This window comes from Amycolatopsis sp. NPDC114504 (genome assembly GCF_055633595.1).
In genome coordinates this window covers 1,646,412-1,658,546 of sequence record NZ_JBVKDU010000001.1, presented here as the reverse complement: position 1 = coordinate 1,658,546, position 12,135 = coordinate 1,646,412, and the positions used below count along the sequence as shown (strand labels likewise).

The following is a 12,135-nucleotide window of genomic DNA, read 5'->3' as shown; positions in this document are numbered from 1 at the left end:
GGCATCACGCGTGATGCCTCTCTGATCACGCTTGATGCCCCTCCACGCACGTGTAGAGGGCTTGGACGAGGGCCATCTTGCGGGGGTCGTCGCGGATCAGGGGGCCCAGCTGGTTGAGGGTGTAGCCGAAGGCGAGGCCGTTCTCCGGGTCGGCGGCGCCGGTGGAGCCGCCCAGGCCGTCGTGGCCGAAGGCCGTGGGGTTGGGGCCGAAGCCGCGGGCGTCGCTGCCGAGGTAGAAGCCCAGGCCCCACTCGTTCGGGAGGCCGAGCACCGCGTCGATCTCCTTGCCCTGGCTTTCGCGCGCCCGAGCCAAAGCCGAGGACGACAGCAGGGTGCCGTCGACGAGCCCGTTGTAGATCGTGGCGATCGCGCGGGCCGTGCCGTGACCGTTCAACGCCGGCATGACGGCGTGGCGGAAGGCCGGTTCGTTCGCGTGGTGGCCGGCGAGCTGCGGGTTGGTCAACGCCGCCTGCGCGACCGGGCCGGCGCTCGCGAACGCCGTGGCCAGCGCGTTCGCCATCTCCTCGGTCATCACCGGGTCGACGAGGGTCGCGCAGCGGTCCAGGTCGGCGTCGGGACCCAGCCCGATCGAGAAGTCCGCGCCGAGCGGCCCGGCGACCTGCTCGGCGAAGAACTCGCGGATGCCCTGCCCGGCGATCCGCCGGACGACCTCGCCGACGAGCCAGCCGTACGCCAGCGCGTGGTACCCGCCCGCGGAACCGGGCTCGTACAACGGTTCCTGCGCCGCGAACAGCGACGTCATCAGGTCCCAGTCGTACAGCTCCTCGACGGCCACCGGCCGGTCGAGGCCGATCCCGGGGACGCCGGAGCGGTGCGTGAGCAGCCACCGCACCGGGATCTCGCCCTTGCCCGCGGCGGCGAACTCGGGCCAGTACTTCGCGACCGGCGCGTCGACGTCCAGCTCGCCGGCGTCGGCGAGCTTGTGCGCGCAGATCGCGGTCATGCCCTTGGTCGTCGACCAGACGTTGGCGAGGGTGTCCGGCCGCCACTCCCGCGCGCGGTCCGGCCCGGACCAGCCGCCCCACAGGTCCACGACGACCTCGCCGTGCCGGATGGCCGTGAACGCGGCACCCAGCTCGCCGCGCTCGCGGAAGTTCTCTTCGAAGGCCTCGCGCACCGGCTCGAACCCGGGAGCGCACTCGCCGTGCACCGTCGCCGTGGCACCGTCCATGGGATCTCCTCAGCTCGTCGTTGAGCACACCGACCAGTCGGTATGGAGACGCTAAAGCGGGCCGGGCACGCCCGTCAAGGCATGCCCGGCCGGTGCTTATTCACGGGAAAGGCGGCTACTTCAGCCGCGGCACGATCGCGCCGTACTTCGCCAGCAGCGCCTCGTTCGCCTGGTCGCCGCCCTCCACATTGGAGCTGCGCCACAGCGGGACGTCGAGCCCCTCGGCCGTCCCGCGGTCGTACACCTGCGCGAGGACCAGGTTCCACAGGAACGCGTTGACCACAGTGGACAGCGGCGCGGTGCGCGGCGCGTCCGGCGGGTAGCTCGCGTCGCCGGGGATGACCAGCGAGTCGAGCACGACGGTGCCCTGCTCCACCAGGGTGCTCGACGACCGCTTCGGCGCCGCCGCCACGCACGCCCGCGACGTGATCGCGATGACCGCCGCGCCGCGCTTCCGGGCCTCGATGCACAGCTCGACCGGGTACGGGTTCGACCCGGACGTGGAGAACACGACCAGCACGTCGTCCGGCCCCGGCGCGCGCTCGGCCAGCACCTCGGCGGCCAGGCCGGTGCGCCGCTCGGTCTTCGTGCTGCTCACCGCGCCGTGCAGCGGGAGCAGGTCCGGGTGGTACAGCGGGTAGACGCACGCCAGGCCGCCCGCCCGGTAGAACGTCTCGGCGACGGCCGCCAGCGAGTGCCCGGCGCCGGCGGTATAGACCAGTGCGTCGGCCCGGATCACCCCCAGCACCAGATCCGCCGCTTCGCGCACCGCCTCGGCGTTGGCCTGTTCGACGTCCGCCAGTTGCTTCGCGACGCTGCCCGAGATGTCCGTGGCGCTCACCACACCCACCCTTCCGTAGGGGACCGGGCGCCGAATCTACCGCGAAGATGGTGGTACGCGGTGGAATAGCCTGGTGGACGGGTGCGGTTGACCCGGATGCAGGGCGACAGGAGGACACGGGTGAGCGAGGCGGAACCGGCGCTGTCGGTGTGGCCGGCACGCGGGCGGACCGAGGCGGTCGTGCTCGTGCTCCACGGCGGCGCCGAGCACGGCACGGGCAGCGTGCCGCCCTGGAAGCTGGCCTACCTCCGGATGGTCCCGATCGCGCGCGCCCTGCACCGGGCCTGCCGCAAGGACGGCGTCGAGGTGCGGCTGCTGCGCAACCGCCGGTACGGCTGGAACGCCCCCGCCATGGACCCCCTCGACGACGCCCGCTGGGCCCTCGACCGCATCCACGCCGACCACCCGGGTCTCCCGGTCGTACTGGTCGGGCACTCGATGGGCGGCCGGGTGGCGCTGCGCGTGGCCGACGACCCGGCCGTGCGCGGGGTCTGCGCGCTGGCGCCGTGGACGCCGCGGGGTGAGCCGGTCGACGCCGTCGCCGGGCGTTCGGTGCTCATCGTGCACGGCACCCGCGACCGGATGACCAGTCCCGCGGAGTCGCACGCCTTCGCCGAACGCGCCGAGGGCGTCGCCGCCCGTGTCGCCCGCTTCGAGATCGCCAACGAGGGTCACGCGATGCTCCGCCGGTCGTCCGTCTGGACCCGGCTGACGATTGCTTTCACACTGGAAGTGCTCGCTGGGGACACTGCCGACGAACTGCGCGGCGCGTGGGCCGCGCCGGGGCCCGAACGGCTCCGAATACCCGTGTAGGACCGCCCCGGACAGGGCATCTTGCGAAGCGCGCCGCGGGGGTGCGGCGACTACGATCGATCACCGGCGCACCAGGCCGGGCGGAGGGAGAACCGTGACCACCTCGAGTGTTGACCGCGCTCAGAACATCCCCGACGAGTCCCGCTGGCCGGGCTTGGCCAGCCCGCCGCGTTCTCCGTTGCGCGCCCGGATCGCCGCCGCGCTGTTCCGCCGCGCGGTCCGTCCGCTCGACCTGCGGGTGACGTTCCCCGACGGCACCGTGCTCGGCGCCGGTGGTCCGGAATCACCCGAAATGCGTATTTTGCGCCCCGAGTCCTTCTTCCACCGCCTCGGTGCGGACGCCAAGATCGGCTTCGGCGAGTCCTACATGGCCGGCGACTGGACCGCGTCCGACCTGGCCGAGGTGCTGACGCCGTTCGCCGCGCGGATGGCCACCCTCGTGCCGCCGGTGCTGCAGAAGTTCCGGAAGATCGCCGAGCGCACGCAGCCGCCGGCCGAGGAGAACACCCTCGAGGGCGCGCGGGCCAACATCCACCGGCACTACGACCTGTCCAACGACCTGTTCGGGGCGTTCCTCGACGAGTCGATGATGTACTCCTCGGCGCTGTTCGGCCCCGGCGAGGACCTCACCGCCGCCCAGCACCGCAAGATCGACAGCGTGCTCGACTACGCCGGCGTCCGCGAAGGCAGCGAAGTCCTCGAAATCGGCACCGGATGGGGTGAACTCGCCATCCGCGCCGCGGCCCGCGGCGCCCACGTGACGTCACTGACCATTTCGGAGGAACAGCGCGCGCTGGCCACCGAGCGGATCGCCGCGGCCGGGTTCAGCGACCGCGTCGAGGTCAAGCTGTGCGACTACCGCGAGTCGAGCGGGCAGTTCGACGCCGTGGTCAGCGTCGAGATGATCGAGGCCGTCGGCGCGTCCTACTGGCCGACGTTCTACGCGACGATCGGCGAGCGGCTGCGCCCGGGCGGGCGGTTCGGGCTGCAGGCCATCACCATGGACCACGACCGGATGATGGCGGCCTCGCGCGCCTACACCTGGATCCACAAGTACATCTTCCCCGGCGGCATCATCCCGTCGGTGCGCTCCGTCGAGGACGGCCTCGCGGCGAACACCCGCCTCAAGCTGGCCGGGATGCGCGAGTTCGGCCAGGACTACGCGCACACGCTACGGTTGTGGCGCGAACGGTTCCTGCACCGCTGGGCCGACATCGCCGGGTTCGGGTTCGACGACGTCTTCCGCCGGATGTGGGAGTTCTACCTGGCCTATTCCGAGGCCGGGTTCCGCTCCGGGTACCTCAAGGTCCACCAGTTCGGCTACGAGGCGACCGGCAAGTAACCCCGCCGGACAACCCGACCCCGGTGCCGGACGTCCCTCTTACGAGGACGTGCGGTGTACTGACGGCGACACGTTTGTCCGGATCGGGATTGGGTGATGGTGATGACGTACCGTGGCGACGACGGCGGGCGCCGGATGCCGCCGCCCCGGCCCGACGGCCGATCCCGGGACCACCAGCGCGCGCAGATGATGCCGCTGCCCGGGCGCGGCCAGAGCCCGTACGACGAGCGCACCCGCCCGATGGGCACCCGCGAGGACGAGCGGCAGTACGCGCCGGCCCCGCCGCGGCAGGACCCGCCCCGGCGTCCGGTGGACGACGACTACCCGCCGTCCCGGCCGCCGCGCCGGCGCCGCTGGAGCTTCGGCAAGGTCCTGCTGACGCTGCTGCTGGTGTTCGTCGTCTTCGTCGCCGGCATCTGGGTCTACCTGGAGTTCTCCATCAAGCGCGTCGACGCGCTCGCCGACTACTCCGGCCGCCCGGTCGCCGCGTCCGGCACCAACTGGCTGATCGTCGGCTCGGACAGCCGCGAAGGCCTCACCGCGGAGGACGAGGAACGCCTGGCCACCGGCGACGTCGCGGCGGCGGGCGGCGGGCAGCGCACCGACACGATCATGGTCGCGCACATCCCCGACAACTCCACCAAGCCGACGCTGCTGTCGCTGCCGCGCGACTCGCAGGTGGCGATCCCCGGCCACGGCAAGAACAAGATCAACGCGGCGTTCTCGCTGGGCGGGCCGAAGCTGCTCGCGCAGACCGTCGAAGGCGCCACCGGGCTGCACATCGACCACTACGCCGAGATCGGCTTCGGCGGGTTCGCCAAGATCGTCGACGCGATCGGCGGCGTCGACATGTGCATCGACAAGGACATGAACGACACGGTCACCGGCATCAGCATCAAGGCGGGCTGCCAGTCGCTCGACGGCCGCGGCGCGCTCGGCTTCGTCCGGATGCGCCACAGCGACGCGACGCCGCGCTCGGACCTCGACCGCGTCGCCAACCAGCGGAAGTTCATCGGCGCGCTGGTCAGCCAGATCGCCAGCCCCGGCACGCTGCTCAACCCGTTCCACTTCTTCCCGCTGCTGGGCTCCGGGCCGGACGCGCTGACGATGGACTCGGGCGACCACGTGCACAACCTGGCCGGCCTGGCGATCGCGATGCGCGGGATCTCCTCGGGCGGCGTCGTGACGACGACGGTCCCGGTCACCAGCGGGTCCGCGGAGAACTGGGACAAGACCAAGTCGAAGCAGCTGTTCGACGCGCTGAAGAACGACACGGAGATCCCCGACAGCGCCATCACGAATTAAATCGGGAGCGCTTCAGCACTCGGCCGGGGCACCATGGAAGCCATGGAGACCCCGGCCGAGACTTTTTCCCGCGACGAGTTTTCGCTGACTCGCTGGTCCTTCTCCGATCGCGCCTGGCTGCCGACGGTGGTTACGGAATCCGGCGCGCACCTGGCCGACTGGGTGCCCTGGGCGACCGGCGGCTACACGGACGAGGACGCGGCGGCGTTCTTGCTCCTGACGCACGAAAACTGGGAAACCGGCCGGGCGTTCGAGTGGGCGATCCGGGTGGACGGCGCGCTCGCGGGCGCCGTCGGCGTGATGACCCGAGAGGGCGGAGCCGAGATCGGCTATTGGCTAGCGCGGGACTTCACCGGCCGCGGCCTGGTGACCCGCGCGGTCGCGCTGCTGGTTTCGGACGCCTTCCACCGCGGCGCGGGGTACGTCGAGATCCGGCACGACGAGGCGAACGTCCGCAGCGGAGCGGTTCCGGCCCGGCTCGGGTTTTCGGTGGTGCGCAAGGAACCCGGCGACGACGGGCCACCGGCGTGCGTCGGCGTCAAGCAGGTGTGGCGGAAGGAGAAGCCGTGAAAGAGACGTACACCGGGGACGGCTTCACCCTGACTCGCTGGCAGCTCACCGACGCCGTGGACCTCACCGCGACGATCGCCGGGACTCTCGACCACATCGGGGCCTGGCTGATCTGGGCCGCCGATGGCTACACCGCCGAAGACAGCGCCGAGTTCCTGGAACGGACCCGGAAGAACTGGGAGACCGGGGAAACGCACGACTTCGCCATCCGGGCCGGCGGGACGATCGCGGGCGGTGTCGGCACGATGGCGCGCGAGGGCGGTGTCGAGATCGGCTACTGGCTCGCGCGGGACTTCACCGGCCGCGGCCTGATCACCCGGGCCGTCGAGCTGCTGACCGCGGAAGCGTTCCGGCTCGGCGCGGGGTATGTCGAGATCAAGCACGACGAGCGCAATGTCCGAAGTGGAGCGGTACCCGCCCGGCTGGGCTTCACGAAGGTGCGCGAAGAGCCCGCCGAGAAGCCGCTAGCCCCGGCGTGCGCTGGGACGAACCAGGTGTGGCGTAAGGAGAAGCCGTGATACTGGGGTACGTCGGAAGTCATCCGTGGCCGTGCACGCGGTCCGCTTGGGGAAAATCGAGCACCAATCGGGCCGAGCGGCGCGGGCACCGCGCCGAAGCGCACGAGTACGGCGTCCGGCCGCGACGCCGGCACGACCGGCCGAGAGGCTGGCGGGTGGCCGGCGCGCAGCTGCGCCGGCCCCGGCCTTGGCCGCCCCGCCGCTGACCGCTCAGGAAACCTTGTTCCGCTCCCGCAGGACCTTGAGCGCCTGGTCGGCGTGGACCGTGAAGTTCAGCTCGCTCTTGATCTTCTCGAGCACCTTCCGGTCCTCGCCGATCACGAACGTGGCGCGCTTGGCGTGCAGCGGCAGCAGCTTCCGCCAGACGCCGAACTGCTTGGCGACCTCACCCTCCACATCGGACAGCAGCGGGTAGTCGAAGCCGTTGGCTTCCGAGAACTGCCGCTGCTTGGTGACGCCGTCCGGGCTGATGCCGATCCGGTGCGCGCCGATCTCGGCGAACTCGGCGGCGAGGTCGCGGAAGTGGCAGCTCTCCGCGGTGCAGCCGCCGGTCATCGCGGCCGGGTAGAAGAACAGCACCACCGGGCCGGTGGCCAGGAAGTCCGACAGCGTGCGGTCGGCGCCCTGGTCGTCGGGCAGCGTGAAATCGGGGGCGAGGTCTCCGGCTTCCATGGAGGTCCCTTCTCGTCGGCGGCAGAACCCATCCTGCCGGGTCTTCGGAGCCGCCGCGCACCCGGCTTGGTCACCCTCCGGATCAGCGGGCGGGGTGCCGGGCGATCAGCTCGTCGACCTCGTCTCCCGTGGCCGAGTCGCTCACGAACGGGCCGCGGGCCGCCAGGACGCCCAGCTGGCGCAGCCGGGCCGCCTGCTCGTGCGTCCGGACGCCCTCCGCGCCCACCCGTAGCTTCAGCTCGCGGGCCCGCGTCACCAGCTGCGTCAGGTGCCGCAGGGCCGGCTCCGGCGGCGAGTCCGAGTCCAGCGCGTCGACCACCGCGCCCGACAGGATCACGTGGTGCACCGGCAGCCGGCGCTGGGGGATCAGCTCCAGGTCGGCCGAGCCCGTGATCGTCAGGACCAGCTGGGTGCCCAGGTCGGACAGCACCGCGAACGAGTCCAGCACCTCACCGCGCGGGTCGAGGACCGATTCGCGGTCCGTGCACAGCCGGAGCGCGTTCGGCGGCAGCTCGTGCTTGTCGAGCTGCTCCTTCACCAGCATCACCAGGTCCGGGTCGATCGCGAGCCGCGTCGGCAGCTGGACGCACACGTCCGGGGCCGCCGCGCCGAAGCGCGACCGCCAGCGGGCCGTCGCCGCCAGGGACTCCGCCAGGAGCCAGCGGCCCAGCGGCACCGTCATGCCGGTCGTCTGGGCCAGCGGGTAGAACTCGTCCGAGCCGAGCTCGCCCTTCTCCGGGTGGTTCCAGCGCAGGCCCGCGTTGACCGCGGCGAGGCGGTCGGGGTCGGTGAGCTTCACCGTCGGCTGGTAGACGAGCGAGAACTCGCCGTTCTCCAGCGCCCCGGCGATCACCGCGCCCAGCTGGTAGCGGCCGCGGTCGCGGGCGTCCAGCTCGGGGTCGAACAGCATCCACTGCGCCTTGCCGGCCTCCTTGGCCCGGTGCAGCGCGATCTCCGCCGCCCGCAGCAGCTCCGCGCCGCCGTCTTCGACCGCCGCGCGCACGACGATGCCGGCGCTCGCGCTCACGCCGATGCCGTGCCCGCCGAGGTAGATCGGCTCGTTGAGGTCCTCCAGCGCCCGTTCGACGAGCCCGACGACCTCGGTGGCCGTCAGCCGGCCCCGCAGCAGCACCGCGAAGCCGTCGCCGGACAGCCGGGCGACGAACCCGTCGTGGTGGCCGGTGAACACCGCCGACAGCTTGCTGGCGACCCCGCGCAGCACCTGGTCGCCGACGCCGGCGCCGAGACCGTCGTTGACGACCTTGAAGCCGTCGACGTCGAGGTAGATCAGCGCGATGTCGTCGCGCGCGCCGGCCCCCAGGGTCGCTTCGAGCTTGGTGGTGAACGACGACGCGTTCGGCAGCCCGGTCAGGGGGTCGTGCACGTTCTGGTGCAGCAGCCGCTCCTGCAGCAGGTGCAGCTCGTTCGCGTCGGACACCATCAGCACCGGGTAGACCGAGCCCGGCCGGTCGCCGGGCAGCCGGGCGAGGGCGACGTCGGTCCAGAGCTGGCCGTCCTCGGTGTGGTCGAGCAGCATCCGCTCCTGGTAGCGCTCACGTCCGTTGCGCACCTGCTCAAGCCCGGCCTTGAGCCGCGAGACGTCGTGGTCGGTCGAGCCGAGGTCGGTGATGTGGCGGCCCCGCAACCGGTTCGGCGAGCAGCCGAGCAGCTGGCCGAGCGCGAGGTTGGCCTCCACGATCTCGCCGTCCGGGTCGGCCAGCGCGATCCCCATCGGCGACGCGGCGTAGAGCGCGGTGAACCGGTGCAGGGCGCCACCGTGACTCGAGCCGGCGTGGTCGACCGCGTCGTGCGCGATCTCCAGCAGCAGTGGTTCCAGCTCCTCCAGCGGGAGTGTTACTCCTTTGGTGTCGGCCAACGTCGCCGCCCACCGGCGCGCCACGTCCAGCAGTCCTGGCGCGGCACCGGACTCAGGCACACTCCACCTCTTCACGCACAGGTCAGGCCAGTTCAGGCACGGTGCCGGGGATCATGAAGCCACACTAGGTACCCCTCGCCCGCGACCGATGCCACGCCATCATGCGCGTAACGGGGTGTCTACCGGCTGAACGAGTGAACGAATCTCCACATGCGGTAACTTTTTGTCACACGGCGTATGCAGTGGTGGACAGACCTGGGCTGCGAGAGGGTCAGCGACGGCTCAGATGCACCGGAAGACCGTCCGCGGGCACCGGCAGGGACACGTAATCCCACTTCGCCGTGTAACTCTCCGGAACCGACCAGCGGTGGGCCCGCAGCATTTCGTGCATCAGCAACTTCACCTCGAGACCGCCGAAGTGGAGCCCGATGCACTTGTGCGCGCCGCCGCCGAACGGCATCCACGCCATCCGGTGGGACTTGTCCTCGCGGCGCGGCTCGGCGAACCGCTCGGGGTCGAACTCGAAGGGGTTCGTCCAGTGCTCCGGCGAGAAGTGGTTCACCGTCGGCGAAACGCCGCACAGCGTGCCCGCGGGGATGTAGTGGCCGAGCACCTCGGTGTCCTTGACGGTCTGCCGGGTCAGCGACGGCACCGGCGCGACCAGCCGCAGCGCCTCCTTCATGACGAGGTCGAGCGTCTTCAGCTCGTCGATGGCGTCGATGTCGAGGATGTCGTCGCCGAGGGCGAGGGACTCCTCGCGGGCGCGTTCCTGCCACTCCGGGTGCTTGGCGAGGTAGTACGCCATCGCGCTGCTGGTGATGGTGGTCGTGTCGTGCGCGGCCATCATCAGGAAGATCATGTGGTTGACGATGTCGGTGTCGGTGAAGCGGTCGCCGTCCTCGGTGGTGGCGTGGCAGAGCGCGGTGAAGAGGTCGTCACCGTCGGACTTCCGTTTCGCGGGCAGGTTTTCGCTGAAGTAGCGCTCGAGGACCTTCCGCCCGTGCAGCCCGGCCGACCAGCGCCCGCCGGGCACCGGGAAGCGCACCAGCGCGGTACCGGCGCGCACGGAGCTGACGAACGCGCGGTTGATCCGGTGGGAGTCGGCGCCGCTGCGCATGCCCATGAACACGCGCGTCGCGACGTCGAGGGTCAGCTGCTTGAGCGCCCAGTACAGCCGCGGGCGTTCGGCCGACCCCCAGCTCGCGACGCCTTCGCGCAGCGCCGGGCCCATTTCGCCGACGTAGCCGGTGAGCCGCGGGCGGGTGAAGGCCTCCTGCATGATCCGGCGGTGCAGGTGGTGCTCGCCGAAGTCCATCAGCATCAGGCCGCGCTCGAAGAACTTCTCGATGAAGAACTTCCAGCCTTCCTGCGAGAAGGCCTTGTCCTTGTTGACGAGCGCGATCTGCGTCGCCTCCGGCCCGGACAGCGCGACGATCCGCCGGCCGAAGCCACCGGTCCACGACACGGGGCCGTAGAGCTCGAAGCGGCGCAGCCCGAAGGCGGGGCCGAAGCGCATCATCTCGAGCATGTGCCCGACGACGGGCGGGCCTTCATCGCCGAGGACGGGCTTGAGCCCGCTGCCGGCGGGAGGAGTGGCGAGCTCCTTGACGGGCCACCGCGACTGCAGCCACCGTTCATCGACCCGATGGGGGAGGGGAAGCGCGGTCAGGGGCGGCACGCGTTCACGCAGTGCCTCGGCGGCTCGGCTCACGGTGCCCGGCAAAGTGACCATCTCCCCACTGAGATCGGCTGTCCCCCCACGATGCACCCTTGTTGACGATGTGACAACACCTGGGCGGCCGTCCTTTCGGGTGCTTCTCGGCGCACTGCAGTGCGGCCGAAGGTGAGGGCGCGGAGGCGGGTGCATGCCGCCGCTCGGCGGACGTGGGGGTGCCGGGTCGGCGTATCCGATGCGCGGCGGACCGGCGGGAGTGGTTGCGGCGAACGCCGCGCGGGTGCCGAACGGGGCGGCCGTGCGCTCGGCCGGCGTGCCCGACGGGGCGGCCGTCCGCTGGGTCGGCGTGCCCGACCGGGCGGCCGTGCGCTCGGTCGGCGGGCCGGCGGCGGCCGAGCGAGCGGCTTCGCTCAGCGCGCCGCCGTGCGGCGGAACTCGGTCGGGTTCGTGCCCCGGACCCGCTTGAACGCCGCGCTGAAGCCGAAAGCGTCCGAGTACCCCACCGCGCGGGCCACCTCCGCGACCGTCTTGTCCGCCCGCTCGGCCAGCAGGTCGGCGGCCAGCGCCATCCGGCGGTGGGTCAGGTACGTCAACGGCGGTTCGCCGACCAGCTCGGCGAACCGCTTGGCCAGCGTCGACCGGGACACCCCCGTGCGCCCGGCCAGCGTCCCGACCGTCCACGGCGCCGCCGGTTCGGCGTGCAGGAGGCGCAGCGCCTGGCCGACCACCGGGTCGCGCTGGGCGGTCCACCAGGCCGGGGGCTCGCCGCCCGGTCGCTCGAACCACTCGCGCAGCGTGCAGACCAGCATCCAGTCCAGCAGCCGGTCGAGCACCACCTGCTGGCCCGGCGCGTCCACGGCGACCTCGGCGGCGAGGTGGTCCAGCACCGCGTCACCGGTACCTCCGCCGGCGACGCGCAGGACGGCGGGCAGCGCGTCCAGCAGGCGGGCCCCGATCTCGCCGCGCACCGGGTAGGCGCCGACGATCAGCGTCGTCGCGCCGTCGCCGGGGTCGTGCCAGCCGCGCCGGTGGCGCGTTCCGCCCTGCTCGGGCGCCGCGCAGTCCTCGCCGCACGCGACCGGTTCGGCCGGCGTGCCGACCTCGTCGACGAAGCTGAAGGTCGCGGGCCCGCGCACGACGACCGTGTCGTAGGCGTTCAGCGGCTCGGGGTCCCCGGTTTCGGGCACGATCCAGCCGCCCCCGGTGAGGACGGTGCACAGGGTCAGCGGCGCGCCGTCCACGAAGCGCAGGGACCACGGCGCGGACAGGGCCGAGCTGCCGAAGAGCGAGCCGTGCGCCCGCAGATCACCGAAGGCGTCCACGTCCCCGAG

11 protein-coding genes are annotated in these 12,135 nt (G+C 71.7%); 5 read left to right on the top strand and 6 right to left on the bottom strand.

What is annotated here, in order from left to right:
• Nucleotides 1-25: 25 nt before the first annotated feature.
• Nucleotides 26-1,192: a serine hydrolase domain-containing protein gene (locus tag ACZ7PG_RS07675; protein WP_470238297.1), complete on the bottom strand. Its 1,167-nt coding sequence runs from the start codon at nt 1,190-1,192 to the stop codon at nt 26-28.
• 115 nt (nt 1,193-1,307) lie between these two features.
• Nucleotides 1,308-2,036, bottom strand: a complete 729-nt coding sequence (locus ACZ7PG_RS07670) for an SIS domain-containing protein (protein ID WP_470238296.1) — start codon at nt 2,034-2,036, stop codon at nt 1,308-1,310.
• A gap of 117 nt (nt 2,037-2,153) precedes the next feature.
• Here ACZ7PG_RS07670 and ACZ7PG_RS07665 point away from each other — a divergent pair, with 117 nt between their 5' ends.
• The 5 genes from ACZ7PG_RS07665 (at nt 2,154) to ACZ7PG_RS07645 (ending at nt 6,581) form a co-directional block, all read left to right on the top strand.
• On the top strand, nt 2,154-2,846 hold the full coding sequence (locus ACZ7PG_RS07665) for an alpha/beta hydrolase (protein ID WP_470238295.1): 693 nt from the start codon (nt 2,154-2,156) through the stop codon (nt 2,844-2,846).
• Between the two features lie 94 nt (nt 2,847-2,940).
• Nucleotides 2,941-4,188: a class I SAM-dependent methyltransferase gene (locus ACZ7PG_RS07660; RefSeq protein WP_470238294.1), complete on the top strand. Its 1,248-nt coding sequence runs from the start codon at nt 2,941-2,943 to the stop codon at nt 4,186-4,188.
• Between the two features lie 96 nt (nt 4,189-4,284).
• Nucleotides 4,285-5,493, top strand: coding sequence for an LCP family protein (locus tag ACZ7PG_RS07655; RefSeq protein ID WP_470238293.1), 1,209 nt, complete (start codon nt 4,285-4,287; stop codon nt 5,491-5,493).
• A 42-nt stretch (nt 5,494-5,535) separates the two neighbouring features.
• On the top strand, nt 5,536-6,063 hold the full coding sequence (locus ACZ7PG_RS07650; protein WP_470238292.1) for a GNAT family N-acetyltransferase: 528 nt from the start codon (nt 5,536-5,538) through the stop codon (nt 6,061-6,063).
• On the top strand, nt 6,060-6,581 hold the full coding sequence (locus tag ACZ7PG_RS07645; RefSeq protein WP_470238291.1) for a GNAT family N-acetyltransferase: 522 nt from the start codon (nt 6,060-6,062) through the stop codon (nt 6,579-6,581). Before ACZ7PG_RS07650 ends, ACZ7PG_RS07645 begins: the two co-directional genes overlap by 4 nt.
• 210 nt (nt 6,582-6,791) lie before the next feature.
• On the opposite strand, the gene ACZ7PG_RS07640 is transcribed toward ACZ7PG_RS07645, so the two are convergent.
• From ACZ7PG_RS07640 to ACZ7PG_RS07625, 4 genes are all read right to left on the bottom strand, one after another.
• Nucleotides 6,792-7,253: a peroxiredoxin gene (locus ACZ7PG_RS07640; RefSeq protein ID WP_470238290.1), complete on the bottom strand. Its 462-nt coding sequence runs from the start codon at nt 7,251-7,253 to the stop codon at nt 6,792-6,794.
• A gap of 82 nt (nt 7,254-7,335) precedes the next feature.
• The gene (locus tag ACZ7PG_RS07635) at nt 7,336-9,153 is read right to left on the bottom strand and encodes a putative bifunctional diguanylate cyclase/phosphodiesterase (RefSeq protein ID WP_470239003.1); all 1,818 of its coding nucleotides are present in this window, start codon (nt 9,151-9,153) and stop codon (nt 7,336-7,338) included.
• Nucleotides 9,154-9,400: 247 nt separating this feature from the next.
• Nucleotides 9,401-10,861 (bottom strand): cytochrome P450, encoded by a 1,461-nt coding sequence (locus ACZ7PG_RS07630; RefSeq protein ID WP_470238289.1) that lies wholly within the window; start codon nt 10,859-10,861, stop codon nt 9,401-9,403.
• A gap of 353 nt (nt 10,862-11,214) precedes the next feature.
• Nucleotides 11,215-12,126, bottom strand: a complete 912-nt coding sequence (locus tag ACZ7PG_RS07625; RefSeq protein ID WP_470238288.1) for an AraC family transcriptional regulator — start codon at nt 12,124-12,126, stop codon at nt 11,215-11,217.
• Nucleotides 12,127-12,135 lie beyond the last annotated feature (9 nt).

What these genes read in the sequence shown, in the direction of transcription:
- ACZ7PG_RS07630 (WP_470238289.1), bottom strand. Translation starts at nt 10,861, where the DNA reads ATGGTCACTTTGCCGGGCACCGTGAGCCGAGCCGCCGAGGCACTGCGT.
- ACZ7PG_RS07650 (WP_470238292.1), top strand. Translation starts at nt 5,536, where the DNA reads ATGGAGACCCCGGCCGAGACTTTTTCCCGCGACGAGTTTTCGCTGACT.
- ACZ7PG_RS07675 (WP_470238297.1), bottom strand. Translation starts at nt 1,192, where the DNA reads ATGGACGGTGCCACGGCGACGGTGCACGGCGAGTGCGCTCCCGGGTTC.
- ACZ7PG_RS07655 (WP_470238293.1), top strand. Translation starts at nt 4,285, where the DNA reads ATGGTGATGACGTACCGTGGCGACGACGGCGGGCGCCGGATGCCGCCG.
- ACZ7PG_RS07640 (WP_470238290.1), bottom strand. Translation starts at nt 7,253, where the DNA reads ATGGAAGCCGGAGACCTCGCCCCCGATTTCACGCTGCCCGACGACCAG.